25 protein-coding genes are annotated in these 23,661 nt (G+C 59.1%); 15 read left to right on the forward strand and 10 right to left on the reverse strand.

All coding sequences use genetic code 11. The annotated features are described in order from the left end of the window. Window positions 1-287 precede the first annotated feature (287 nt). The gene (gene rpe / locus ACR0LL_RS08885) at window positions 288-977 is read right to left on the reverse strand and encodes a ribulose-phosphate 3-epimerase (protein WP_480585858.1); all 690 of its coding nucleotides are present in this window, start codon (window positions 975-977) and stop codon (window positions 288-290) included. Window positions 978-1,140: 163 nt separating this feature from the next. On the opposite strand from rpe, the gene phnC reads away from it, so the two are divergent. From phnC to phnE (ACR0LL_RS08905), 4 genes are all read left to right on the forward strand, one after another. Then, window positions 1,141-1,962 (forward strand): phosphonate ABC transporter ATP-binding protein, encoded by an 822-nt coding sequence (gene phnC, locus ACR0LL_RS08890; RefSeq protein ID WP_480585861.1) that lies wholly within the window; start codon window positions 1,141-1,143, stop codon window positions 1,960-1,962. A 67-nt stretch (window positions 1,963-2,029) separates the two neighbouring features. After that, entirely contained in the window at window positions 2,030-2,932 is a 903-nt protein-coding gene (gene phnD / locus ACR0LL_RS08895; protein WP_267365714.1) for a phosphonate ABC transporter substrate-binding protein, read from the forward strand. A gap of 66 nt (window positions 2,933-2,998) precedes the next feature. Then, window positions 2,999-3,880 carry a phosphonate ABC transporter, permease protein PhnE gene (gene phnE, locus ACR0LL_RS08900; RefSeq protein WP_480585864.1) on the forward strand — a complete coding sequence of 294 codons (882 nt, stop codon included), beginning with the start codon at window positions 2,999-3,001 and terminating at the stop codon, window positions 3,878-3,880. Further along, window positions 3,877-5,244 (forward strand): phosphonate ABC transporter, permease protein PhnE, encoded by a 1,368-nt coding sequence (phnE, locus tag ACR0LL_RS08905; protein ID WP_480585867.1) that lies wholly within the window; start codon window positions 3,877-3,879, stop codon window positions 5,242-5,244. Before phnE (ACR0LL_RS08900) ends, phnE (ACR0LL_RS08905) begins: the two co-directional genes overlap by 4 nt. A 201-nt stretch (window positions 5,245-5,445) precedes the next feature. On the opposite strand, the gene phnF is transcribed toward phnE (ACR0LL_RS08905), so the two are convergent. Beyond that, entirely contained in the window at window positions 5,446-6,156 is a 711-nt protein-coding gene (gene phnF, locus ACR0LL_RS08910) for a phosphonate metabolism transcriptional regulator PhnF (RefSeq protein ID WP_480585870.1), read from the reverse strand. A gap of 103 nt (window positions 6,157-6,259) precedes the next feature. On the opposite strand from phnF, the gene phnG reads away from it, so the two are divergent. Genes phnG through phnN form a run of 9 tightly spaced genes read left to right on the forward strand, consistent with a single transcriptional unit; the run spans window position 6,260 to window position 12,522 of the window. Beyond that, complete coding sequence (gene phnG / locus ACR0LL_RS08915; protein WP_480585873.1) at window positions 6,260-6,718, forward strand: phosphonate C-P lyase system protein PhnG; 459 nt, start codon at window positions 6,260-6,262, stop codon at window positions 6,716-6,718. Continuing rightward, entirely contained in the window at window positions 6,718-7,293 is a 576-nt protein-coding gene (phnH, locus tag ACR0LL_RS08920) for a phosphonate C-P lyase system protein PhnH (protein WP_480585876.1), read from the forward strand. Before phnG ends, phnH begins: the two co-directional genes overlap by 1 nt. Window positions 7,294-7,296: 3 nt before the next feature. Then, window positions 7,297-8,388, forward strand: coding sequence for a carbon-phosphorus lyase complex subunit (locus tag ACR0LL_RS08925; protein WP_480585879.1), 1,092 nt, complete (start codon window positions 7,297-7,299; stop codon window positions 8,386-8,388). Further along, complete coding sequence (locus ACR0LL_RS08930) at window positions 8,385-9,230, forward strand: EamA family transporter (protein ID WP_480585882.1); 846 nt, start codon at window positions 8,385-8,387, stop codon at window positions 9,228-9,230. The genes ACR0LL_RS08925 and ACR0LL_RS08930 overlap by 4 nt, the downstream gene beginning before the upstream one ends. Before the next feature lie 3 nt (window positions 9,231-9,233). Next, a complete protein-coding gene (locus tag ACR0LL_RS08935) occupies window positions 9,234-10,094 on the forward strand; it encodes an alpha-D-ribose 1-methylphosphonate 5-phosphate C-P-lyase PhnJ (protein ID WP_480554569.1) in 861 nt (286 codons plus the stop codon). Next, complete coding sequence (locus tag ACR0LL_RS08940; RefSeq protein WP_480554568.1) at window positions 10,091-10,495, forward strand: VOC family protein; 405 nt, start codon at window positions 10,091-10,093, stop codon at window positions 10,493-10,495. The genes ACR0LL_RS08935 and ACR0LL_RS08940 overlap by 4 nt, the downstream gene beginning before the upstream one ends. A gap of 5 nt (window positions 10,496-10,500) precedes the next feature. Next, window positions 10,501-11,271 (forward strand): phosphonate C-P lyase system protein PhnK, encoded by a 771-nt coding sequence (gene phnK, locus ACR0LL_RS08945; protein ID WP_480585885.1) that lies wholly within the window; start codon window positions 10,501-10,503, stop codon window positions 11,269-11,271. Window positions 11,272-11,293: 22 nt separating this feature from the next. Then, window positions 11,294-11,977: a phosphonate C-P lyase system protein PhnL gene (phnL, locus tag ACR0LL_RS08950; RefSeq protein WP_480585888.1), complete on the forward strand. Its 684-nt coding sequence runs from the start codon at window positions 11,294-11,296 to the stop codon at window positions 11,975-11,977. Continuing rightward, on the forward strand, window positions 11,974-12,522 hold the full coding sequence (phnN, locus tag ACR0LL_RS08955; protein ID WP_480585891.1) for a phosphonate metabolism protein/1,5-bisphosphokinase (PRPP-forming) PhnN: 549 nt from the start codon (window positions 11,974-11,976) through the stop codon (window positions 12,520-12,522). Before phnL ends, phnN begins: the two co-directional genes overlap by 4 nt. On the opposite strand, the gene ACR0LL_RS08960 is transcribed toward phnN, so the two are convergent. Further along, window positions 12,504-13,187: a DUF1045 domain-containing protein gene (locus ACR0LL_RS08960; protein ID WP_480585894.1), complete on the reverse strand. Its 684-nt coding sequence runs from the start codon at window positions 13,185-13,187 to the stop codon at window positions 12,504-12,506. The genes phnN and ACR0LL_RS08960 overlap by 19 nt on opposite strands. A 52-nt stretch (window positions 13,188-13,239) precedes the next feature. Between ACR0LL_RS08960 and ACR0LL_RS08965 the strand changes: the two genes are divergently transcribed. Then, window positions 13,240-14,382 (forward strand): alpha-D-ribose 1-methylphosphonate 5-triphosphate diphosphatase, encoded by a 1,143-nt coding sequence (locus tag ACR0LL_RS08965; protein WP_480585898.1) that lies wholly within the window; start codon window positions 13,240-13,242, stop codon window positions 14,380-14,382. Here the strand turns inward: ACR0LL_RS08965 and ACR0LL_RS08970 are convergent, their stop codons facing one another. The 7 genes from ACR0LL_RS08970 to ACR0LL_RS09000 are packed head-to-tail and all read right to left on the reverse strand — an operon-like array spanning window position 14,383 to window position 20,876. Beyond that, a complete protein-coding gene (locus ACR0LL_RS08970; protein WP_480484057.1) occupies window positions 14,383-14,859 on the reverse strand; it encodes a class I SAM-dependent methyltransferase in 477 nt (158 codons plus the stop codon). Between the two features lie 10 nt (window positions 14,860-14,869). Then, window positions 14,870-15,625 carry a polysaccharide deacetylase family protein gene (locus tag ACR0LL_RS08975; protein ID WP_480585901.1) on the reverse strand — a complete coding sequence of 252 codons (756 nt, stop codon included), beginning with the start codon at window positions 15,623-15,625 and terminating at the stop codon, window positions 14,870-14,872. Beyond that, on the reverse strand, window positions 15,622-16,764 hold the full coding sequence (locus tag ACR0LL_RS08980; RefSeq protein ID WP_480585903.1) for a glycosyltransferase family protein: 1,143 nt from the start codon (window positions 16,762-16,764) through the stop codon (window positions 15,622-15,624). The genes ACR0LL_RS08975 and ACR0LL_RS08980 overlap by 4 nt, the downstream gene beginning before the upstream one ends. Next, window positions 16,761-17,345 (reverse strand): histidine phosphatase family protein, encoded by a 585-nt coding sequence (locus ACR0LL_RS08985; protein WP_480585906.1) that lies wholly within the window; start codon window positions 17,343-17,345, stop codon window positions 16,761-16,763. Before ACR0LL_RS08985 ends, ACR0LL_RS08980 begins: the two co-directional genes overlap by 4 nt. Beyond that, window positions 17,342-18,418: a glycosyltransferase family 4 protein gene (locus tag ACR0LL_RS08990; RefSeq protein ID WP_480585909.1), complete on the reverse strand. Its 1,077-nt coding sequence runs from the start codon at window positions 18,416-18,418 to the stop codon at window positions 17,342-17,344. Before ACR0LL_RS08990 ends, ACR0LL_RS08985 begins: the two co-directional genes overlap by 4 nt. After that, window positions 18,418-19,665 carry a glycosyltransferase family 4 protein gene (locus ACR0LL_RS08995; protein ID WP_480585912.1) on the reverse strand — a complete coding sequence of 416 codons (1,248 nt, stop codon included), beginning with the start codon at window positions 19,663-19,665 and terminating at the stop codon, window positions 18,418-18,420. Before ACR0LL_RS08995 ends, ACR0LL_RS08990 begins: the two co-directional genes overlap by 1 nt. After that, window positions 19,662-20,876 carry a glycosyltransferase family protein gene (locus tag ACR0LL_RS09000; RefSeq protein ID WP_480585914.1) on the reverse strand — a complete coding sequence of 405 codons (1,215 nt, stop codon included), beginning with the start codon at window positions 20,874-20,876 and terminating at the stop codon, window positions 19,662-19,664. Before ACR0LL_RS09000 ends, ACR0LL_RS08995 begins: the two co-directional genes overlap by 4 nt. 390 nt (window positions 20,877-21,266) lie before the next feature. Here ACR0LL_RS09000 and ACR0LL_RS09005 point away from each other — a divergent pair, with 390 nt between their 5' ends. Next, on the forward strand, window positions 21,267-23,648 hold the full coding sequence (locus tag ACR0LL_RS09005; RefSeq protein ID WP_480585917.1) for a mechanosensitive ion channel domain-containing protein: 2,382 nt from the start codon (window positions 21,267-21,269) through the stop codon (window positions 23,646-23,648). Window positions 23,649-23,661 lie beyond the last annotated feature (13 nt).

Raw genomic sequence — 23,661 nt, forward strand, 5'->3', positions numbered from 1 at the left:
CCGTCGGCGCCGGCGTCGTGTCGAAAATCGTAGAATAATCCGTAGGCCGGGCTTTAGCCCGGCACATCGGTGAACAAACGAAGGCCGCTCCATAAAGGGGCGGCCTTTTTGTTTGTACTTGTATCGAAGACTGTCGACCTACCCGTAGGCCGGGCTTCAGCCCGGCACGTCTGTGATCCAAATGAAGGCCGCAACAAGAACATCAAGGCGGGGTGTGTCCCGCCCGATAAGTTCAACAAAATTCAGTCTTGCGGATAAAGCAAACTACGCTGTCGAGCGCGGACGGCTTAGCCCAACCCGCCTTCAGCTGCGGTCCGTACGGCCCGAATATTCTCGCCGTAAACCTCGGGCCGATCCACTGATCCGCCTTTGAACACGGCAGACCCGGCCACCAGCACATCAGCCCCCGCTGCGGCAACAAGGGGCGCTGTCTGGGGATCAACACCGCCGTCGATCTCGATATGCACGGAGCGGTCACCGATCATCTGGCGCAATTTGCGGATCTTGCCAGTCATGTCGATGAACTTCTGGCCGCCAAAGCCGGGGTTCACGGTCATGACGCAGACCAGATCGGTGAGGTCCAGCAGATGTTCGACCGCCTCAGCCGGGGTGCCCGGGTTCAGGGCCACGCCTGCCTTCATGCCTGCGGCGCGGATCGCCTGCAGCGTGCGGTGGGTGTGGGCCCCTGCCTCGACATGCGCGGTCAGAATGTCGGCGCCTGCATCAGCGTAGGCCTGGATGTATGGATCGACCGGCGTGATCATCAGGTGCACGTCCATGACCGTCTTTACATGCGGGCGGAACGCTTTGACGGCTGGCGGGCCAAAGGTCAGGTTCGGGACGAAATGGCCATCCATTACGTCAACATGGACCCAATCCGCGCCCTGCGCTTCGATGGCCTGAATTTCTTGCCCGAAATTGGCAAAGTCGGCGGACAGAATGGACGGCGCGATCTTGATGGTGCGGTCAAAGCTCATATTGGCCTCGTATCAGCTGAAGAGTCGCGGATGCGTATACCCGTGAGGCGGGTCGATGGATACCCCCCGCACGTGTCGTGCCGTTACAAAACTTTCACTACGCTGACACATATCCGTTGAACGGCATCTGTAGCAGTCCGCCAACATGAATTGGGGGTGGCACGTGCTGCGTATCAAGAAACTGACCAAACGCTTTGGTGACAATGTTGCCGTGAATGCCGCGACGCTGGATGTGGACAAGCCATGCATGATCGGGATCATCGGGCGGTCGGGCGCGGGCAAGTCCACCCTGCTGCGGATGATTAACCGCCTGACGGATGCCAGCGAAGGCGAAATCCTGTTTGAAGGCCGGGACATCACCCAACTGAAAGGCCGTGACAAACGCGCCTGGCAGGCCGATTGTGCGATGATTTTCCAACAGTTCAACCTGGTGCCGCGCATGGATGTGGTTTCGAACGTGCTGCATGGCACGCTCAACCGTCATTCGACGCTGGCCGCTATGTTCAACCTGTTCCCGATGGATGAAATTCACCGTGCCATCGACATCCTGGACCGGTTGGGGATTGCGGAACACGCTCCGAAACGGGCCGAGGCCTTGTCGGGCGGCCAGCAACAGCGCGTGGCGATTGCGCGGGCTCTGATGCAGGACCCGAAGATTATTCTGGCGGATGAACCAATTGCCTCGCTGGACCCGATGAACGCACAGGTGGTGATGCAGGCGCTGCGCCGCATCCACGAAGAAGATGGCCGCACTGTCATCGCCAACCTGCACACACTGGACACAGCACGTCGCTATTGCGACCGCGTGGTTGGGATGCGCGACGGGCGCATCGTGTTCGATGGGCTGCCCGAGCAACTGACCACGGGCGTTGCCCGCGAGATCTATGGTGCCGATGCCAGCTTTTCGGAAGAAGCGACATCAACGGAAATCGAAACGCTTGATGCCACGCAAAAGGCGCTGATGGAAGCAGAGGCAACCATCTGAGCCGTCCCAACCCCTTTCATCGCCCGGCCCGATGAGAGGCCGGGGTTATCAAACTGGAGAGAGACAGATGAAAAAACTGATTGCTGCCTTGGTCGCAACCACAACACTGGCCGCACCGGTCATGGCTGAAGAAATCAGCGAGTTTCGTATCGGCATTCTGGGTGGAGAGAACGCTCAGGACCGGATGAGCAAAAACGAGTGTCTGCGCGAATACACCGAGGAACTGTTGGGTGTTCCGACCAAACTTTTTGCCCCTGCCGACTATAACGGAGTGATTCAGGGGCTGCTGGGCGGCACGATTGATGTCGCCTGGCTGGGTGCGTCGGGCTATGCCAAAACCTATCTGAGCGACCCCGAAGCGGTTGAGCCGGTACTGGTCAAGGTGAACACCGATGGCGGCTACGGCTATTACTCGGTTGGATTTGCACGCAAGGACAGCGGCATCACCTCGCTTGAGGACATGAAGGGAAAGGTTTTTGGTTTTGGCGACCCGAATTCGACCTCGGGTTATCTGATCCCGTCGATCGAGATTCCCCAGGCCACCGGAGCAACCATGGAATCGGGTGACTATTTTGCTGAGGTGAAATTCACGGGCGGTCACGAGCAGACCATCGTTGCGGTGAACAACGGTGACGTTGATGGCGGTGTGACCTGGGCTGATGGTCTCGGCGAGTGGGAAGACGGCTATCAGTCGGGCGCGCTGCGCCGCGCTGTGGATGCTGGTCTGGTCGACATGAACGATCTGGTCGAGATCTGGAAATCGGCACCGATCCCGGAAGGTCCGGTTGTACTGCGCAAGGCTCTGCCCGAGGATGTCAAAGCTCAGGTTACCGAATTGTGGAACACGCTGGATGAAAAAGACCGCGAATGTTTCTATGGCGTGGCTGCGGGTGAGGCCAAGAGCTTTGATCCAATTACGCATGAGGCCTACGAGGTCATCATCGAAGCGCGCAAGCTGAAGTCCAACTAAGACCGCAAATCCAATGATCGGGGTCCGGTGATGTACCGGACCCCGTTTTCCCTTCAGGAGCATTCCATGACAGACCTTACTGCAGGGTCCTTATCCGTCGATCAGATCCGCAACGACTATACAGCGATGACACGACGCAAGCGGGTCTATGGCGGCATCCTCCTGATTCTGTTCCTGTCGTTGATGGCGGCAGGGTTTCGCACAGCCGACAACCGGAATGCCGGCAGTTTTGTCGATGGCTGGCACCGTATTCTTGATTACCCCACAGAGGTTCTGTCCGAGGCGGGGGAGAAGATTTCCGAGATGCCAGCCAATCTGGTCTCGTTCGTCCCGGCTCTGGTCGAGACAATCAACATCGCGGCGGCGGCGACGCTTGTTGGCACAATTGTCGGGACGTTTTTCGCCCTGATGTCGACACGCGGCATGGCGCTGTGGCCGTCATTGATCCCGTTGTTTCGCCGAATATCAGACATTTGCCGCGCCATTCCCGAGATCGTAATTGCGTTGGTTCTGATCTTCATTCTGGGCGGTGGCCCGGTTCCCGCGATGATCGCCATCGCGATTCACACTGCTGGCGCACTAGGCAAACTGTTTTCCGAGGTGAACGAGAACGCCTCGCTGAAACCGGTGGAAGGGCTGCATTCCGTGGGTGCCAATTGGTCACAGCGGATGTATCTGGGGGTGATTCCGCAGGTCGGGCCGAACTATGTCAGCTACGCGCTGCTGCGGTTCGAGATCAACATCCGTGCCTCGGCCATTCTTGGATTTGTTGGGGCGGGCGGTTTGGGTTACGAGCTGCGCAATGCCATGTCTTGGGGGCAAGGGCGTTATGACGAAGCCGCAGCCATCTTCATTCTTCTGTTCGTTACAATCGTGGTCGTCGACCAGCTGTCAGGCTACCTGCGCGACCGTCTGACCCACGGCTCGGAAAAAGGAGCTTTGGCATGAGCACCTTCGCAACCAATTTGACTGTTGATGACCTCAAAGCCGAAGCAGATCGCTTGTTCAACCGCAAGAGGTTGGTGAACTTCGGGTTGCCTGCTCTGGTTTTCGTCTATCTGGTCTATGTCTTCTTTGCTTTTGACGTGTCGGGCCTTGTGGCGCGCGCAAACTGGGCAAATGGCAAGACGCTGGTGGCTGACAGCTATAGCTACAAAACGCATATCGCCCGGGATAATCGCACCGGTGAAGTCTCAGCCGCCATCGAGGGTGAGCGCAAGGGGGCATATCCTGAAGGGCAGGCCCCGGAGTGGGTGGCACTGGGCGAGACAACTGTGATCGACCTTGAAAAGGGCCATGTCGTGCGTTTCGGTGCACAGACGGTGGAATATGACATTCCCGGCTATGGCACCATTCGCGCGACCCCCACGCGTTCGGCCGGTGTACAGGCGGAGTTGCCGGAGGGCGAGGTTCCGGAGTGGATCAACGTCTCTAAAAACCGGCTGTCTGTGACCACGGACGCAGGTCGTTTGACTGTCACCCGCAACCGGTCCGAGGTGTTTCGCTATTTCACAGGTTGGGAACTGTTCTGGTTCACGCTGGACAGCCCTTATTTCGGCAAGTCCTTCCCGGAACTGGCCGGACTGGCGGCGTCGGGCGAGGCGGGTGCGATCTTTAACGATTTCTCGACCAACAAGATGTGGCGCCATCAGGATGTGGCCTGGGCCATCTTTGAGACGATGCTGATGGCATTTCTGGGCACGTTTGGCGCGGCGATTGTAGCCCTGCCACTGGCCTTTCTTGCGACGCGCAATTTCAACCGGATGAGATCCATCCGCTTTGCGACACGGCGTGTATTCGACTTTGTGCGCGGCGTGGATGCGTTGATCTGGACTGTGGTTCTGGCCCGCGCCTTCGGCCCCGGCCCGTTGACCGGTGCGCTTGCCATTCTGGTGACGGACACCGGGACATTCGGCAAGATATTCTCGGAAGCGTTGGAAAACGTGGATCAGAAGCAGATCGAAGGTGTGCAGTCCACGGGTGCGAACGCCCCGCAACGGTATCGGTTCGGCGTTATCCCTCAGGTCACGCCTGTTTTGCTGAGCCAGCTTTTGTACTTTCTCGAATCCAACACCCGCAGTGCGACGGTGATCGGTGCAATCACGGGGGGCGGTATTGGCTTGCTGCTGACGCAGGCAATCATCACGCAGAAAGACTGGGAAGAGGTCGCCTACTACATCATCCTGATCATTCTGATGGTGATGCTGATGGATTGGTTTTCGGGCTGGCTGCGCCGCCGTCTGATCCAGGGTGAGGCGGGTAAAAAGCGCAGGCTGCGCACACCCGACCCCAAACCGTTCCTGTTGCCCTGAACCGGGTTAGGAGTGGCAAGAAAACGGCACGGTTCAGTGCGGCGCAACCGTTTGAAAAAAGCGTCACAGAGCTTTTGCACGACCGTTCATCCGATTGCCGGGACAACGCTGGCCCAAAGGCAGTTTATCCGGATTTCGCGCCATGCCCAACGGGATGAGACCTCCGGCAGGAGGTCGAGGTCGAGCGGCAGGTGTTGTGGTTTACTGTTCGTTCAGCGTCAGCGTGACACGCTCACCAGCAAAGACGGTTCGGCCATATTCGACGGGTGCGCCGTCCGGGTCCACGTTGACACCGATCGAAAACAGCACCGGAGCACCTTCGGACAGTTGCAGGTGAAGGGCTTGCGTTGCTGTCGCGCCGCGCGCGGTCAATCGTGTCGTGATGCGGGTGTAATCCGCGATACCGCAGCGTTGCAGGGCTTTTGTTACTGACTGGGTCTCGGTCAGCGCCTGTAACAGGTTTGGAAAGCGTTCTGCCGGGAAGACACTTTGAAAAACGGCTATGGGCTGCCCATCCGCCAGCGATAACCCGTCATAGACATGCACCGGGTCCCCTTTGCTCAGACCCAGTGCTTCGGCCTCGGCTTCATCTGCCGCCCGTGTGGTCAGGGCCAGGATTTTCTTTCCCGGTATCTTGCCGCTGGCCGAGACGTTCTTGTGATATCGAACCCTTTTGCCAATCGGATAGTCGGTTGGCCGCGCCGCCACAAAAACGCCCGCACCGCGCCGGGCATGAACCAGACCTTGTTCCGACATGTCAGCCAACGCGCGCCGCACTGTGTGGCGGTTGACACCGTATTTGGCGGCCAGTTGCGCTTCGGTCGGCAGGCGGTCACTGGTTTGATACCGCCCTTCGGCAATGTCCGAGGTCAGGCGCAGGGCAATGCTTTTCCAGATCGGCGTTTTGCTCATGTCACCAAATCTTCACACAGTTGGAGATTGCGTGTTGCGCACACGCAGGTTAATATTTGTCTAGTTGTATAGTTCATATAGACAACCCGGCCAAGAGGCTTTGATGACAGATCAGACAGAAATCGCGACCGGGGCGCGCAGGGATTGGATGGGTTTGCTGGCCTGTGCACCTGACGACACCCTGATGACCTTGTGGGACGGGATTGAGATCCGCCCGAGCTTTGACTGGCTGCGCCGCCCCGAGGTCGGGAGCGTGATGGTGCGTGGTCGCACCGGCGGCACCGGAGCACCGTTCAATCTGGGCGAAATGACGGTCACGCGCTGTTCTGTGGTGTTGCAGGATGGAACGGTTGGTCACGGTTATGTTCAGGGTAGATCGAAACCCAAGGCCGAAGCCGCAGCATTGATTGATGCGATGATGCAGACAGGGGCAGCAGACGAGGTGCAGGCGCGGCTGCTCGACCCGCTTCAGCAGCAAATGCAGGCGGTCAAAAGCACACGCGCGGCCAAGGCAGCGGCCACCAAGGTTGAGTTTTTCACGCTGGTTCGGGGGGAAGATTGATGGCCGCGCAAACACAGTTTACCGGGGGCTTTCAAAACGCACCTGTCGATGCCGCACATGCGTTCCGCGCTGCGATGACCGTCATGGCACGCCCGGGCGACATACGTGTCCTGTCGGGTGGCGAACCTCCAGCGCCCCTGTCCGTGGCGGCCGGTACATTGCTGCTGACGCTGTGCGACCCCGAGACCAGGGTTCACCTGGCCGGAGGCACCGATACCGAAGCAGTCCGCAATTGGCTGAAATTTCACACGGGCGCCCCGCTCGTATCCGCTGCAAAGGCTGATTTTGCCGTTGGCACATGGGACGCATTGGGGCCGCTCAACACCTATCGCATCGGAACGCCGGAATACCCGGATCGTTCTGCGACCCTGATAGTGGAATGCGACCGGCTGGAACAGAGCGGTACCGTTCTGAGCGGCCCCGGCATCAAAAAGACCGCGCGCCTGTCTCTGCCGGATATTCCGGCGCTTCAGGGGAATGCGATGCTCTATCCTCTGGGGTGCGATTTCTTCTTTACCTGCGGCGACAGGGTTGCGGCCCTGCCACGCAGCACGCAGATCACGTCGGAGGCCTAAGCGATGTATGTTGCTGTCAAAGGGGGCGAAAAAGCCATCGAGAACGCCCATGCCTGGCTGGCCGAAGAACGCCGGGGCGCGACCGATGTGGCGGAGCTGAGCCTTGCGCAGATCCGCGAACAGCTGAGCCTTGCAGTGAATCGGGTCATGGCGGAAGGCTCGCTTTATGACCCCGATCTGGCTGCGCTGGCGATCAAGCAGGCGCGGGGTGACCTGATCGAGGCGATCTTTCTGATCCGCGCCTATCGCACCACGCTGCCGCGTTTTGGCCATTCCAATCCCGTCGAAACGGGTGAGATGGCCTGCGACCGCCGGATCTCGGCCACGTTCAAGGATGCGCCGGGTGGGCAGGTTCTGGGACCGACGTTCGACTATACGCATCGTTTGCTGGATTTCAAATTGGCTGCGGATGGTGATGCCCCGAATGCTCCGGAAGGTTCTGCACGGCAGGAACCGACGCCGCATATCACCGAATTCCTGAAGGACGAGGGCCTCATTCAGGACGAAGAAGCAAGTGATGACACACCCGGCGACCTGACGCGCGAACCGATGGAATTTCCTGCCAGTCGCCCGTTGCGCCTGCAATCACTCACTCGCGGGGATGAGGGTTTCGTGTTGGGCATGGCCTATTCCACCCAGCGCGGTTACGCGCGCAACCACGCGTTTGTGGGTGAATTGCGGATCGGTAAGGTTGCGGTTGAAATGGACATCCCCGAGTTGGGGTTTGCCATCGAAATCGGCGAGGTCGAACTGACCGAGTGTGAGACGGTGAACCAGTTCAAGGGTTCAAAAACCGAGCCGCCTCAGTTCACGCGCGGTTATGGTCTGGTCTTTGGTCAATCCGAACGAAAAGCCATCGCGATGGCCTTGGTTGATCGCGCGCTGCGGTGGAAGGAACTGGGCGAAGACTATCTGGGCGCGCCTGCGCAGGATGAAGAATTTGTTCTGAGCCACGCGGACAACATTCAGGCGACCGGTTTTCTCGAACACATCAAACTGCCGCATTACGTGGATTTCCAGTCCGAGCTTGAATTGGTCCGCAAACTGCGCCGCGAGGCTGACGCGCGGATCACGTCAAAGGAGGCTGCCGAATGAGCGGGCTCGTCTTTCTGGTGGTAATGCTGGCAGCGCTGCTGCACGCCACGTGGAACGCGTTGGTCAAGGGTGGGTCGGACAAAAGCGCTGCGATGACGGCTGTAGTGATGGGGCAGGGGTTGTCCGGCCTTCTGCTTCTGCCGTTTGCCCAGCCGCTCGATTGGACGTGCTGGCCATACCTGCTGGCGGGCATCGGGCTGCATCTGGGCTATCAGCTGTTTCTGATTCAGGCCTACAAGATCGGGGACCTGACTCAGGTCTACCCGATCGCACGCGGTGCCTCGCCGCTCTTGGTTGCGCTCGGTACGGCGCTGTTCTTTGGGGTGACGTTCAGCCAGGCCGAGCTATGGGCGATGGCAATGATCTCGGTCGGGATCGCCTCGATCGCGCTGGTGCGGCGCGCGGATGGCAATTTCAACATGGCTGCTGCCGGGCTGGCGCTGATCACCGGGTTGTTCATCGCCGCCTATTCCATCGTCGACGGGCAAGGCGCGCGCATTGCGGGAACAGCGCTGGGCTTTTTCGGCACGCTGACGGCGGCAAACGCGCTGGGCTTTGCTCTGGTGGCGCGGGTTGCGCGGCCGGGGTTGTTGCAGCGGGCAGCCAGCCTTTGGCGGTTGGCGGTCCTTGGCGGCGCGGCCTCATTCACCGCCTATGTTCTGGTTGTCTGGGCTTTCACCCAAGCGCCCATCGCGCTGGTCACTGCCTTGCGCGAGTGTTCGATCATCTTTGCACTGATCATCGGCGTGACCTTCCTCAACGAAAGGCTCGACCTGAAAAAGGTCGCCTCAACCGCGCTGACCCTTGCGGGTGCGATCCTTCTGCGCATGAGCCGGAGCTGACCCATGTCTGACTACAACTTCGCCTATCTGGACGAACAAACCAAACGGATGATCCGCAGGGCGATCCTGAAGGGCCTCGCTATTCCTGGGTATCAGGTGCCCTTTGCCAGCCGTGAAATGCCGATGCCTTATGGCTGGGGCACCGGAGGGGTGCAGGTCTCGGCTGCGACGCTGACGCCTGAGGATACGCTCAAGGTCATCGATCAGGGTGCGGATGACACGACCAACGCGGTGTCGATCCGCAAGTTCTTTGAAAAGACCGCAGGTGTTGAAACGACCGAGGAAACCGAGAAGGCGACGGTGATCCAGACCCGCCACCGCATCCCTGAGGCAAAGCTGCGCGAAGATCAGATCATCGTTTATCAGGTGCCGATTCCGGAACCTCTGCGCTTCCTCGAGCCGCGTGAGACCGAGACACGCAAGATGCACAGCCTTGAAGAATATGGGCTGATGCATGTGAAGCTATATGAGGATATCAGCCAGCACGGAGCGATTTCGACCGCTTACGCCTATCCGGTGAAAGTGTCTGGCCGCTATGTCATGGACCCGTCCCCGATCCCGAAATTCGACAACCCGAAGCTTGAAATGGATGCAATCCAGCTGTTCGGTGCCGGGCGCGAGCAGCGCATCTACGCAGTGCCGCCACATACCAGGGTCGTGAGCCTCGATTTCGAGGATTACCCGTTCGAGGCCACCAAGGCCGATCATCCCTGTGACCTGTGCGGGGCCGAGGACAGCTATCTGGATGAAGTTATCATGGATGATGCGGGCAACCGAATGTTTGTCTGTTCGGACACCGATTATTGCCGGTCGCGCCGCGCGACCGGCCATGTGGGCCGCTTGGCCGGAGAGGACGCAGCGTGAAACGGGAAGATGTTCTTGGAATTGACCACCTTGGCCTGACGGTTTCGGATCTTGACGCCACGCGCTTGTTTTTTGTCGATGCACTGGGTTGGGAGATTTTCGGCAGCAATCCGGATTATCCCGCGGTCTATGTGACCAATGGGGCGGCGAAGCTCACGCTTTGGCAGCAAAAAGGTGAAAAACTGCGTGGTTTTGATCGGCATTCAAATGTCGGACTGCATCACGTGGCCTTCAAGGTACCGGACGAGAGCGCCCTGAATGCTGTATTCGAAGCAGTCAGGGACTGGCCTTCTGTCGTGGTTGAGTTTCCGCCGGAACCCTCTGGTGCGGGTCCAAAGATCCATTTCATGATCCGGGAGCCGGGCGGCAATCGGGTCGAATTTTCCTATGATCCCAGGTGAGTGACATGACACCGTTGCTGAGCGTAAAGGATATCAGAAAAACCTATGGTGCCCGTATCGGATGTGCCGACGTAAGCTTTGATCTCTATCCCGGAGAGGTGATGGGGATCGTGGGTGAAAGTGGCTCGGGCAAGTCGACCCTGCTGAATTGTTTGGCCGGTCATCTGGTGCCCGATGCGGGGCAGGTGATCTTTGACACGCGCGCGAACGGGCCGGTGGATACGGTGACCATGTCGGAGCCCGAACGCCGGATGTTGAGCCGTACCGACTGGGCCTTTGTGCATCAGCATGCGCGTGACGGGCTGCGGATGTCAGTTAGTGCCGGAGGCAATATTGGTGAACGGCTGATGGCCGTGGGCGAGCGCCACTATGGTGACATCCGAGACAAGGCCATTGACTGGCTGGGCCGGGTCGAGATCGAGGCGGCGCGCGTTGATGACCGGCCCACCGCGTTTTCGGGCGGGATGCAGCAACGTTTGCAGATCGCCCGCAATCTGGTGACTGGCCCGCGACTGGTGTTCATGGACGAACCGACCGGGGGGCTGGATGTCTCGGTTCAGGCGCGATTACTGGACCTCTTGCGCGGCTTGGTGCGTGAAATGGGGCTGAGCGCGATCATCGTGACCCATGATCTTGCTGTGGTGCGCCTGTTGGCCGACCGGTTGATGGTGATGAAGGATGGTCATGTGGTTGAGGCCGGGCTGACCGATCAGGTACTGGATGATCCCCGACACGCCTATACGCAACTGCTAGTGTCCAGCGTTCTGCAGGTTTGAGTATTTGGGAAAAGGTGAAGCAATGATTGAACTGATCAATGTGAGCAAAAGCTTTACCCTACACAATCAGGGCGGTGCTGTTATCCCGGTGATGGAAGGCGCGTCGTTGAGGGTTGAACCGGGTGAGTGCGTTGCTTTGACCGGGGCGTCTGGCGCGGGCAAGTCCACGCTGATGCGCGTGATTTATGGCAACTACCTGGCGGCCTCTGGTCAGGTGCTGGTTGGAGGTCTGGACGTGGCAAAAGCCGAGCCGCGCCAGATCTTGACCCTCCGCCGGGAAACGCTGGGCTATGTCAGTCAATTCCTGCGGGTCGTGCCGCGTGTGCCGACGCTGGACGTTGTGGCAGAGCCTTTGCTGGCCGTGGGTTGCGACAGAATTGAGGCGCTGGAGAAATCAGCCGGGTTGCTGAAGCGGCTGAACATTCCTGAGCGCTTGTGGACCCTGAGCCCTACAACCTTTTCGGGCGGCGAACAGCAGCGGGTGAACATTGCACGTGGCTTTGCCCATGACTACCCGGCGATGTTGTTGGACGAACCGACGGCGAGCCTGGATGCGCAGAACCGCGAAACCGTGTTGTCGCTGATTGAAGAGGCAAAAGGGAGTGGCGCGGCGATTGTCGGGATATTCCACGACTTCGATGCCCGTGAGCGTGTCTGTGACCGCGAAGTCAATGTCGCTGACTTCACGCCGGGACTGGCGGCATGACACTTGCCCCTGTCATAGCGATTGTTGGCCCCTCGGGCGTTGGCAAAGACAGCGTCATGGAAGCGTTGGAGGCACAGGTGCCTGGCGTCCGGCGGGTGCGAAGGGTGATCACCCGCCCCGCAGGCGAAGAAGGCGAGGATTTTGACCGGGTTTCGGTTGCAGAATTCCAGCAGATGGAACAGGCAGGCGCTTTTGCCCTCAGCTGGCCTGCGCACGGACTGTTCTACGGTATCCCGGTCGAGATTTTGCGACAGCGTCAGGGAGCGAATGCGGTTCTGGTCAATCTTTCCCGCGGGATTCTTTTGCAGGCGCAGAAGGTGTTTGAAGATCTGATCGTGATCTCTCTGACGGCAGATGTCGGAGTTTTGGCGCGGCGTCTGTCCGCTCGGGGACGGGAAAGCGCAGACGAGCAGGCGCGACGGTTGTGTCGCGCCAACGCGAAGTTGCCGGATGGTCTGAACCGGGTCATCGAAGTCGACAATTCCGGCGCGCTGGAAGACACGGTCGCCGAAATCCTGCGCTGTCTTCAACCGGAAAGCGCGTAGTGATGGATCAGGTGAAACCTCCCATCTTCGGCTTCGCCCACCAGGGCAAGATCAGTGATCTGGAAGGGCTGTGGCAGCAAAGGGCTCAGATGGGTTTGCAGTGCTTCTTGGGTTGCCCTGAGGGTTGGTTTGTCCAGTTTTCCGCTCAGCGTGATGTGGAATCGAAACGCGTCCAGCACGTAGGGATAGCCCCATTGGATCAGATTGTCGTCCTGTTCGGGGGTCAGCCCGGCGGTGCGGCGGCGCGCCAGTTCGGCCTGAGTGGCAGGTGCGCGAAACCGGTCGAGGTCGCGAACACAGGCCGCGGCCAGCGCGTTCAGCGCCTGCGTTTCACCCAGCGGGCGCAGCGCCAGAAACCGGCCAAGGCGGGCAATTTCCAGGCCGTCGAGAGTGACGGGCTGCTGGCGCGCAGCCAGCGCAATGCACGCCTGGTGCAATGCATCAAAGGTCAGGCTATCGCGCAACCGGAACGGCGGTTTCAGGGTCGCGTGCAGCCCGTATTTGCGCGGCACCTCAGTGACGGAGGCAATGTCGATGCCACCCATGATCGGATGCGCGACCTGCATTCCTTTTGCCATGTCCCAGCCCAACCAACTGGTCGCAAATTTCGTCCAGGCCGCCCCGGCGGGTGGCGCAAAATAGATCGCGTATCGCGTGAATGTCACATTGGCCTCCTATTAAGTGGCCTTCCAATACCCCAGATTGCGTGAAGTTCAGATGACAGAAGACTTGATCCTTGCCAATGCCACGCTTGTGTTGCCGAATGAAACCGTCACCGGCTGTGTTCGAATTGTGGGTGACACCATCATCGAAATTGATACCGGGCGTGCAGTTCCTGCAGGTGCGATAGATTGCGAAGGCGACTATGTCAGCCCCGGTCTTGTCGAGTTGCACACGGATAATCTTGAACGCCATATTCAGCCGCGCCCCAATGTGCATTGGCCCCATGCCGCCGCCATTCTGGCCCATGACGCGGAACTGGCCAGCGTGGGGATCACAAGTGTGTTCGATGCGATGCGGGTTGGTTCAATCCCCTCCGGTGCAGGACGGTACGGAAAATATGCCCGCGGCCTGTCGCGGGAGTTGTGGGATCTGCGCGAGCAGGATGCGCTCAAGATCAGCCATTTCCTGCATTTGCGGGCAGAGGTGTGTTCCGAGACACTGATCGAAGAACTGGACGAGTTTGGACCCGAGGACAGGGTTGGCCTTGTGTCCATCATGGATCACACCCCCGGCCAGCGTCAGTTTCGCGACATGGGCAAGCTGGAATCCTTTCTGAAGGGCAAATATGCCATGGACGATGATACGTTCTTTCAGCATGTGGCTCAGCTGAAAAGCCTACGGGATCGCAACGGTGATGTGCACGAGGTCGAAACCGTCAAGGCCGCGCGCCGATTTGGGGCCGTGCTTGCCAGTCATGACGATACGACCGAAGATCAGGTGAAAATCTCGGCAGGTCACGGCATTCGGCTGGCTGAGTTCCCCACAACGGTGGAAGCCGCGCGAGCGTGTCATGATCACGGTATCAAGGTCATGATGGGCGCGCCAAACGTTGTTCGCGGTGGCTCTCATTCCGGGAATGTTGCAGCCCGAGAATTGGCCGAGCTTGGGCACCTGGACGTGATGTCCTCGGATTACGTGCCGTCGGCCTTGTTATTGTCTGCGGTCATGCTGGGCGAAATGTGGGGCGATATGGCGCGTGGAATGAAGACCGTCACATTGGCCCCGGCGCAGGCCGCCGGGCTTGAAGATCGTGGCGAGTTGCGCGCCAATGCCCGCGCCGATGTTATCCGTTTCCGGATGCGCGCAGGTGTGCCAGCCCTCAACTCGGTTTGGGCGCGAGGTCGCCGCGTGGCGTAATCAGGCCGTATAGAACAGGTAACGGTCCGGTGCGATCGTCTCGGGCCCTTTGATCTGGTTGAAGCCGACAAGGGGCTGGCCGGATATCAACAACCCTCCGGGCTGCATGACCTGCGCGATCAACGGGCTGAGGCGTGCGGCCTCGGCCACATCTTCGTGTTTGATGCCACGTCCGAAATCATAATGCGCCAACGCGATCTTGTGCCCCTCGGCCATCAGTTTCCGCAGCATGGGTTCAGCTTCGCCTTGCAGGAAATCTTCGGCTGGTGGGGTGCTGTCAGGGTGGCATTGCAGCACACGATCCATCACCCAGATCCGTCGGTTCGGCAGGATCTCTCGCAGGTGGTCATAGGTGCGGCCATTGCCTAGCCCCATATCCAGCACATCGCCAGTTTGGTCACTGATCTGTTCGGCTGCCCAGTTCAGCCCGTCACGTTGGGCCGTCAGTCGGCGTAGCATGGAATCCAGTCGGCTCATGACGATGTCCTTATTCGTTCTTCGGTGCGACCCAGAGTGTGGCAGGACCGTCCAGCAGATGTTTCAACAACGCCTCGGTAAAGGCCCAGATGTCCTGATCATGGACCAGGTGATGGGTCAATACTCCAAACGGCTCGGCGTTGTCTGCGCGGCCTTCGCGCCTGTCCCGCAGGAGGTTAACTGTCTGAGCGATCAGGCGGTCCGGAGAGATCAGACCGCGTGAACCCCGCCAGTCAATCGGGTCAAGATGTGTGTTGACCTGCTCAAGCCCCGCAGCCGCCATTTTCGTTCTGCGGGGCGTTGCCGTGGAAAGAATGCGGTATCCCAGTGACGGAAGATGTTCGATGACTTCTGGTGCAATGCGGTTCCACGGAGGGACAAACATCGGCCGCAGGGTGTTGCCGAACAAGGCGTCAAGGCGTGACAGTCCTGCCGCGGCATCGGCAACAACCTCGTCCAACGGACGGTTGAGGCGAAACTCGGCTTTCTTCTCACTGGCGGGCGCATGGTTCTTGTGGGACCACCCGTGGACCACAGGGATGAGAGTTTCGCCGCGCGCAACATAGTTAGCCAGCGCAGGGGTTGCCGCGTGTGGAATGACGGCCAGATGTACCGGCAGGCCCAACTGCGTGGCCAGATCGGACAGCCGGTCCAACTGTGGTGTCAGGTCGATCGCGTCATCGTCTCGCCACCACAGCGGCAACGAAAGGCCCGCTGCATGCCAATGGGTCAGTTCGACCTCAAGTGGGTACCAGTCCGGGTTCATTTACGCCGTTCCAACAGGTGTTTGGCGATCTCTACGGTTTGGGCCGCGCCATCAAATCCGAAATCTTGCTGTGCGCGGGGTCCATCTGAAATGACGCGCTCTACGGCCTGCGCCATCGCCTGCCCGCTCAGGGTTCGGCTGAGAAGCACCTCGATGGCTGGCAAACTCGACAGGCTTTGCCCACGCAGCCCCTGTTCAACCTCTTTGCCATCATCGAATGGGACAAAAACAGTGGGTGTTCCGCTTTGCAGAATATCCATGGCGGTGTTGTAGCCGCACATGCTGACCGATGCCGCCGCATGGGGCAGCATCTGGCGAAAATCCGGGCGCACGGGTTCCAGAATTGCCGAGGTTCCTTCGACCAGTTGGGACAGCGCGGCTATTCTCGCTTTGGCATCCGTCCCACCAACCAGCAGGCGCCAACGCCTGTTGGGCATCTGGCGGGCGGCCTCGATGGCCGCGCGAAAGATCGGTTGCCCCACAGAACCGCCGCCGGCACTGACAAGGATTTCGCCCTGCCCAACGGCATCAGGATGCGGTTGAGGCAACTCAGGCGCAACAAAGCCGGTATAATGCAACCGTTCCGCCAATCGGTCAGACACCGGCCAACTGACCGAAAGCGGTGTGACACTTTCGGTCGAGTGAACAAGAATGCCGTCATAAAAGCGGGTGACGATATCTTCTGTCCGCTGGGCCTTGGCAGGTTTGGAAGGAGGGGCCAGAATATCCCGGATCGATCCCAGGATGACCGGAGGCTGAGGCAGGGCCCGTGCCGCATTCAGGGCCGCGTCGAATTCCGCTGCCAGCGACCGGCGACCAAAGGGGTAAAGCTCGGTTATCAGGATTTGCGGCTGAAAGCTGTTTACCGCCTGCACCATGGCTGTCACACGCGCGCGCTGATAATCCGCGTCAGCCTCGACGCCGCTTTCAGTCAGAAGCCGGGTGAAATTGGTTCCATCTGATCTGAGCGGCGGCAAACCGAACAGGGTTAGCCCGCTGCTGTCCAGTTGAGGCGCAGGCATCCCGCCCGAGACGACCATGACTTGGTGGCCGTCATCCCGGAACGCCCGGCCCAACGTCAGGGCCCGGCTTAGATGCCCTGTTCCCAAAAGGTGCGTGACAACGATCATCACCTTCATGGCATCGGCCCATGTTTGATCAGGCGAACGGGGTCCGGGTCTGCGGTCATTGTGTCCATATCAACGATATACAGCCGATTGCGCTTGATCTTGAAGGGGGCGGGACCATCAAAATCCCAACCCCACGCCTGGGCGAGAATGACCCGCATGATGCCAATATGGCAGACCGCGACTGTATCCTTTCGCAGTCCGGACACCCAGGGGCGCAGCCTGGTCCAAACCTCGGCAGGGCTTTCACCGTGAGGCGGGCGAAAATCCCAGCTCCAGTCTTCGATATGGCGATACCCGCTGGTTTCATCGGCGATCAGGTCGACGCCTCGAAGCCCCTCCCAGTCGCCCCAATTCATTTCGGTCAGCGCGTCCGAGGTTTTCGGGGCGCGCCCAGACACGATCCGCGCCGTTTCACTGGCGCGCAGCAACGGGCTGGACCAGATATCAGCGGCGGCCCATGGGTCAGGCAAGCGATACCCGGCCAGTTCAGACCGCGCGTCGTCATCCAGTGGAATATCACTGCGCCCCTGAATGCGCCCTGCGCGGTTCCAGTGGGTATGCCCGTGGCGAAGCAGTGCAAGACGGGTCATGATACATCCTTCAACAAGGGCCGTAGATGCGCCCACAATCGCTCGGTCGCCTGAGGCATAAGATGGCGCCGTGCCACATAGCTGCGCGCATTCGCCCCAAGCGCACGGCGCTGCGCGGTATCCTCCAGCAGGTTTTGCATGTGATCGGCAAGCCCTTTGGCCCCAGCATCAACCGATGGGTAAACCGCAGGTGCCAGCACATCCCGAACGCCGGGACGGTCCTGTGCGATCACGGGCAGGCCTGTCGCCTGCGCCTCGAGATAGACCATCCCATAGGCTTCGTTCACGCCCGGCCAGACAAGCAGGGATGCGCGTTGGTAGATTTTCTGCAAGGCCGCCCGGTCGAGCTGGCCCAGAAAGTGCACCCGGCTTCCGAACGGCACCATCAACGCTTCAACATCCGGCCGCGCCGGTCCGTCCCCCGCGATGTTCAGGTTCCAGTCACATGTCAGGTGCGAAAGGGCTTCTGCCAAAATCCGGTAGGATGCCAGCTTGTCCCCATGCCGCATCATTCCGACAGTCAGCATGGGGCCGTCCCCGGTCGTTGCCACAGGCAACACGGTTTCAGGCAGAAATGGCGGCAATTCAACCAGTGCCTGCTTGCCAAAACGGTCCCGTTCCAACGTAATCAGGTCATTGGCTGTGTGGTAGAAAATGATATCCGCTGCATCACACGCCTGATGCGCCGCTTGGGCGAAATCGGCCCACGGCCCGTTCAGCCTGCTTGATGCGCGCGTGCTTTCCAGTTGCACATACGGAATGCCGCGCGCTTGGCAGATCTTGGGGCCAAGCAGGTCGGGTGCTTTGTAGTAATTGTGATAAGTCACCCAAAGATCTGCATCAAAGGGCAACTCGGCGTTCAGCCGCTGTGCTTCAATCTCAGCCGCGCGAACAAGGGTTTGCTGTAGGTCCCGGTCCCCGTTCTTGTCATAGATGCGCAGGTCCGAGGCCAGTTCGACCTTATCCCCTTGCGCCGCCAAGGCGAGCATCAGGTTTCGCGCCATTTCGCGGTCGCCTGAGGGTTTCTGGCTGCCGGGGGATTTCATTGGCGCATAAAACGCAACCCGCGCCATTACGCGTCTTCCATGCTCAGGGTTTTCAGCCGTGCCGACAGCCGTGCAATACCAGGGTCCATTCGAAAATCTGCAATCAGACGGTCATAGGCTGCACGCGCCATAGTTGCTGCCGTTTCCGGATCAGCGGCCAGAGCTGAAATGGCCGAAGCCAATGCAGCCGGGTCGTCATCAGACAATACGCCATGCGTTCCGGATTGGATGAATTCCGGGATTGCCGAAACCGGTGTCGACAGGATCGGCAATAGCTGGGACGCGGCCTCCATCAACACGTTCGGCAATCCGTCACGATCCCCGTCCGCAGCAATACGGCTGGGCAGGACAAACAGGTCGGCCCTGCGCATGGCTTCGATCACCTCCGGCTGATCGCAGGCCCCCCTCCAGGTGATGCGGTTCGCGATACCAGCAGCGCGCGCCTGTGTGTGCAGAGTGTCCCCAAGACCCCCGCCGCCAATGTGGGTCCAATGCCAGTTCAGGTTTTCCGGCAGCAGTGTGAAGGCCGCAATAAGACGGTCAAAGCCCTTCTTTTCAACCAGTCGTCCAACGGAAATCATGTGAAACGGATCGCCAGCGGCGCGTATCCTGCGTTTTGGTGGATCGGGGAAGCGCGACAGGTCCAGACCGTGATAGATAAGGTCCACGCGGTTGGGGTCATCAGCTAGGCTGCGCAGGTGTTCCGCGCCGATTGCCGTGCAGGTGGCCCCGAAAGCGGCCCCATACGTTGCGGCCTGCAGCTTTTCACGCTTTTCCCAATCCGGTGAGGTCCAGATATCCTTGGCATGGGCAGAAAAGCTCCATGGCAGACCGCGCATGATGGCCGCATATCGGGCGACCGACGAGGGGGTGTGCATGAAATGGGCATAGAGCCCCTGCGTCTGGGCGGGTAACTCGGCGGCCAGAACACATGCTTGCCCGAACCGGCGGATGCGGTTCGGCGTCGGGTCTCGGCGCAGGTCGTGCCGCCAGATCTTGTAGGCTTCGGCATAGCCGGGCAGGTCTTGGGCGGCAGTGCGGGCCGCCCACACCCGCTGTGGCTCTTCATGCAGGTATTCTGGAAGATAGCGAACCTGCCCCGAGAAGCGGTCGTGCAAAGGGTGACGTTTGGTGTCGGTTGGATGGCGCAGAGACCAGATGTCAAGTCGGTGTCCGGCTTCCTGCAAGGCAACAAGTTCCTGCGCGATAAATGTTTCGGACAGTCGCGGCCAGCCTTTGACCACAACCGCCAGATTGGGAGAGGCCGAGTTCATCCAGTGGCTCGTTTCTGTTCCCGTGTCAGCAGGCTGTCAATGCGGTCGGTGACATAGTCCAAACCATCCAGCAATCCGCTTTGGATGGCCTGCGACGGCACTGATTGGTACGGCAGGTTGCGGATGGCACGGATCATTGCGTCGGGTGTCAGGCTGTCGCGTTGTTCGTCCAGCATCTTGACCAGCCCCAGCTCTTCTGCGCGTGAGGCCCGTATCCACTGTTCCAGACGGGGTGTGGTGCGTGGAACGATGACGGCCCGTTTGTCGAAGGACAGGACCTCGCAAAACGTGTTGTAGCCGCCCATGCAGACCACGCCTTCGGCCCCGGCAAACAGTGTTTCGATCTGCGATTCAAATCCAACCGCAGTTACACGACCATTCAATGCGGCAACCCGTGCTTCGAAATCGTTGCGCAATTCACCCGACAGGAATGGGCCATAGACCAGCACAGCACGCGGCGACAGGTCTGGGTCTTTCTCATAGGCAGATAGCACGAGGTTGACCAGTGCCTTGCCATCGCCACCGCCACCGGGTGTGATCAGGATATAAGGTTGCTGAGGCGGTTCACCGACCGGGCCGAGATCGCGGCGCAGATATCCCGTCCAGTGAATGCGGGATCGCGCTGACGCACTCAACGGCAAGCCTTGCGTCGGATCATAGATCGATTGCGATCCGTAAACCCAGATTTCATGATAGAACCGCTCGGTCGCCTCGATGGCTTCTTTGCGCGCCCATTCGGCGGCCAGCACTTCGGGTTCGTCCAGCACATCACGCAGGCCCAAAACCAGTTTCGTTCCGCAATGGCGTTCGAGGTATTTCAGTGTTGGCAGCAGCTCACCCCGGAACCCTGTCGGTTCCTTGTCGACGACCAACACGTCGGGGTCGAATTGCTGAACCGCGGTCTGGATCAATCCCGCACGCAATTCGGTAACTTCGTCGATCCCCATTCCGATTGTGCGCGCGGCATACGAGCCGTCCGCACGCTTGGTCACACCGGGCAGGCGCACATGGTCAACGCGGCGCGGAAAGGTAAAACGCCCGGCCACGGGCGAGCCCGTCAGGATCAGTGCCGAAGCGCTTGGGTCCGCTTGTGTGATTGCCGCAGCCAAGGCACGGGACCGGCGCAAATGCCCCAGACCGAACGTGTCGTGGCTGTAAAACAGGATACGCGGCGCGCGGTCCGGTTTAGAATTGGTTGTGCCAAGGCTCATAGTGTTGCCCGTCTTCTTGATCCCAGAGCGAAATCCGCGCGTTCGCAAGCGTTACCGTATATTTCAATGCCACGCTTGCCAAAGGCGGATTTGCGTACTTGCAAATGTTTCAAGCATTGCGATTTGGCAACAGCGTATTGACTGTTTCGCGACATATCGCGCCACCGCCAGGCAAGGTCGCCAAAAAAACCCGATGATGACAGTCGGGGCGAACCTGAAACTTTTGCTTGGTCATATTCAATTTTCGAAAGATTGAAAACACCTGCAGACATCAGAGTGCGCCAAGAACACGTCCTAACACGATATCGAGACGGTTTGATGCGAGTGTTTGAACTGCCTGAAATGCTTCTGTAATCTGACCAACATCAGGAAAACTGGATGCAAGACCCGATGAGAAATGATTTTCTGGCCGTATTGTTCTTTGCGTTGTGGGCCATTGTTCTGGGCGTTCCTAATGGTGCATTGGCGCAGTCATCCTTGATTCCCGGATATCCCTCAGGGTCGGGCAGTTCGTCTGAGGCCGACAAGGAAAGTGATCTGGCCGCTGCAATCCGCGCGGCCAGCGATGCGGGCGCGAGTCTCATTGTCATCGACAGTGCCGGTCAGGTTGTGACAACGACAGGTGGCAAGGATGCAGGTTCGGGGGGCGCGGCCAGCGATTCGAGCAACCCGATGGGTGACGGCTCACAGCTGATGAAGGCGCAAGAGCGGTTCTCGAAGTTTCGTGAGTCGATGCAATCCAGGCTCGAGGCGCTGCCCTATTCTATTTTTGAAGTACAATACATCCTGCGCCAGACCAGCCCGGATGGCCGAATTCAGACCTATGTCGAGGTGTTGGGCTGGAATATCCTGTTCCTGTTACTTGGGCGGTGGCTGTCGATCGAGATATACGGGAAGCGGTTCGCGCGCCGCTGGGTGGTGGCGCGGATCAAGGACGACCCGCAGGGGTATCGGGAAAAGATGCCGTTCCTGCTGTTCCGGTTCCTGATGGGGATCGGTGCCACGATCTTTGCCATGATCATGGCTTTGATCGTTGGGTACCTGATCTTCGGCGAGGCCGAGGATATCTCGGTCCAGTTCACGATCACGGCCATCTTTACGGCCTTTTTCCTGTCGCGCACGGTGTCGGACCTTTGGCGCATGGTCCTGTCACCTTATCTGAGCCAATATCGATTACCGCCCTTTTCGGACAAGAATGCGCGCAGGCTGTATATTTGGGCGTCCGTGCTGGCGACCTATGACATTTCGGTCGTTCTGTTTTCTACCTGGGTCGCGGATTTTGGACTGAATTACAACGTCTACGCCATGGTGTATGGCGGTCTGACGATGCTGGGCGCGCTGGGCAATATACTGATGATCCTGTTCAACGCCCGTGCAATCTCGAATGCGATCCGGGGTGGGCGGGCATCCGAACAGGTGTCATGGCTGTTGCGGTTTGTGTCTTTTGGCTGGGCACCGGCATTGATCATCTATGTCGTGTTCAGCTGGTTCCGTCTGGCTGTTGATCTGGCGCTGGAGCATCCGACGCCGCTGCCGCTGATTGCAAGCAGCTACATGATCTTCATGTCCGTGGTCGTGGCCTATGGTGCAATGAACTATCTGCTGGAGCGATATTTTGACCGCTCGCGCATGATTAGCGAAATAAACGGGGAAGCCGCCGCAGCGGATGAAGGGGTCGTGGCGACGGAAATATCCGAGCCCGAACAACCGAAGCAGCATCTTCTGACTTATGAAGACCTGGCCCGCCGGGTAGCCGGAATTCTGGCTTTCGTGCTCGGGGCTTATGCGCTTGTCGTGATATGGTATCCGAACGCAGACTGGAGCGAGGATCTGCCGGTTGAACGTGCGCTGGATGTGATGGTTGTCCTGTTCATCGGGTACATCCTGTTTCACTTCTTTCGGATTTGGATCGACAGCAAAATCGCTGAAGAATCCGACGATGGCACCGAGGTTGAACTAGGCGACGAAGGTGGCGAAGGCGGGCAAAGCCGTCTGGCAACGTTGTTGCCGCTTTTCCGGGGCGCAATTCTGGCCGTTGTCGTGGTTACAATCGTTCTGATAGTCCTGATGGAACTGGGTATTAACGTCAGCCCGCTGTTTGCGGGTGCCGGTGTGGTTGGTTTGGCCGTGGGGTTCGGGTCACAAACGCTGGTGCGCGACATTTTTTCCGGCGCATTCTTCTTGTTGGATGATGCGTTCCGGAAAGGAGAATATATCGACATTGGGGATGTGAAAGGCACGGTCGAGAAAATCTCGGTCAGGTCCATGCAACTGCGCCACCATCTGGGTGCGCTGAACACCATTCCCTTTGGTGAGATCAAAGTGCTGACCAACTACTCGCGCGATTGGGTGATTATGAAGCTGCCGCTGCGCGTGACCTATGACACCGATGTCGAGAAGGTCCGCAAACTGATCAAGAAACTGGGACAGGAGTTGTTGACCGATCCTGTAATCGGAGACAATTTCATCCAGCCGCTAAAGTCGCAGGGCGTGATCGAGATGCAGGATTCGGCGATGATTATCCGGGTCAAGTTCATGACGAAACCGGGTGATCAATGGCTGGTACGCAAGAAGGTCTATCAGGACATTCGCGAGCTGTTCGCGCGCGAAGGGATCAAGTTTGCACATCGCGAGGTCACTGTAAGATTGGCGGATGGCAAGGAAGCGGAAGACCTGACGCCGAAACAGCGTGAAGCCGTGACGGGGGCTGTTCAGGCCGCGATCGACGAGGATTATCTGGACGATATCGGACCGGGCGGTGACGACCGATAGCAAGGCCTTCCGT

The organism is Ruegeria sp. AI2 (assembly GCF_056541275.1).

What these genes read in the sequence shown, in the direction of transcription:
- rpe (WP_480585858.1), bottom strand. Translation starts at nt 977, where the DNA reads ATGAGCTTTGACCGCACCATCAAGATCGCGCCGTCCATTCTGTCCGCC.
- phnD (WP_267365714.1), top strand. Translation starts at nt 2,030, where the DNA reads ATGAAAAAACTGATTGCTGCCTTGGTCGCAACCACAACACTGGCCGCA.
- phnE (WP_480585864.1), top strand. Translation starts at nt 2,999, where the DNA reads ATGACAGACCTTACTGCAGGGTCCTTATCCGTCGATCAGATCCGCAAC.
- phnE (WP_480585867.1), top strand. Translation starts at nt 3,877, where the DNA reads ATGAGCACCTTCGCAACCAATTTGACTGTTGATGACCTCAAAGCCGAA.
- phnF (WP_480585870.1), bottom strand. Translation starts at nt 6,156, where the DNA reads ATGAGCAAAACGCCGATCTGGAAAAGCATTGCCCTGCGCCTGACCTCG.
- phnG (WP_480585873.1), top strand. Translation starts at nt 6,260, where the DNA reads ATGACAGATCAGACAGAAATCGCGACCGGGGCGCGCAGGGATTGGATG.
- phnH (WP_480585876.1), top strand. Translation starts at nt 6,718, where the DNA reads ATGGCCGCGCAAACACAGTTTACCGGGGGCTTTCAAAACGCACCTGTC.
- ACR0LL_RS08925 (WP_480585879.1), top strand. Translation starts at nt 7,297, where the DNA reads ATGTATGTTGCTGTCAAAGGGGGCGAAAAAGCCATCGAGAACGCCCAT.
- ACR0LL_RS08930 (WP_480585882.1), top strand. Translation starts at nt 8,385, where the DNA reads ATGAGCGGGCTCGTCTTTCTGGTGGTAATGCTGGCAGCGCTGCTGCAC.
- ACR0LL_RS08935 (WP_480554569.1), top strand. Translation starts at nt 9,234, where the DNA reads ATGTCTGACTACAACTTCGCCTATCTGGACGAACAAACCAAACGGATG.
- phnK (WP_480585885.1), top strand. Translation starts at nt 10,501, where the DNA reads ATGACACCGTTGCTGAGCGTAAAGGATATCAGAAAAACCTATGGTGCC.
- phnL (WP_480585888.1), top strand. Translation starts at nt 11,294, where the DNA reads ATGATTGAACTGATCAATGTGAGCAAAAGCTTTACCCTACACAATCAG.
- phnN (WP_480585891.1), top strand. Translation starts at nt 11,974, where the DNA reads ATGACACTTGCCCCTGTCATAGCGATTGTTGGCCCCTCGGGCGTTGGC.
- ACR0LL_RS08965 (WP_480585898.1), top strand. Translation starts at nt 13,240, where the DNA reads ATGACAGAAGACTTGATCCTTGCCAATGCCACGCTTGTGTTGCCGAAT.
- ACR0LL_RS08970 (WP_480484057.1), bottom strand. Translation starts at nt 14,859, where the DNA reads ATGAGCCGACTGGATTCCATGCTACGCCGACTGACGGCCCAACGTGAC.
- ACR0LL_RS08975 (WP_480585901.1), bottom strand. Translation starts at nt 15,625, where the DNA reads ATGAACCCGGACTGGTACCCACTTGAGGTCGAACTGACCCATTGGCAT.
- ACR0LL_RS08980 (WP_480585903.1), bottom strand. Translation starts at nt 16,764, where the DNA reads ATGAAGGTGATGATCGTTGTCACGCACCTTTTGGGAACAGGGCATCTA.
- ACR0LL_RS08985 (WP_480585906.1), bottom strand. Translation starts at nt 17,345, where the DNA reads ATGACCCGTCTTGCACTGCTTCGCCACGGGCATACCCACTGGAACCGC.
- ACR0LL_RS08990 (WP_480585909.1), bottom strand. Translation starts at nt 18,418, where the DNA reads ATGGCGCGGGTTGCGTTTTATGCGCCAATGAAATCCCCCGGCAGCCAG.
- ACR0LL_RS08995 (WP_480585912.1), bottom strand. Translation starts at nt 19,665, where the DNA reads ATGAACTCGGCCTCTCCCAATCTGGCGGTTGTGGTCAAAGGCTGGCCG.
- ACR0LL_RS09000 (WP_480585914.1), bottom strand. Translation starts at nt 20,876, where the DNA reads ATGAGCCTTGGCACAACCAATTCTAAACCGGACCGCGCGCCGCGTATC.
- ACR0LL_RS09005 (WP_480585917.1), top strand. Translation starts at nt 21,267, where the DNA reads ATGAGAAATGATTTTCTGGCCGTATTGTTCTTTGCGTTGTGGGCCATT.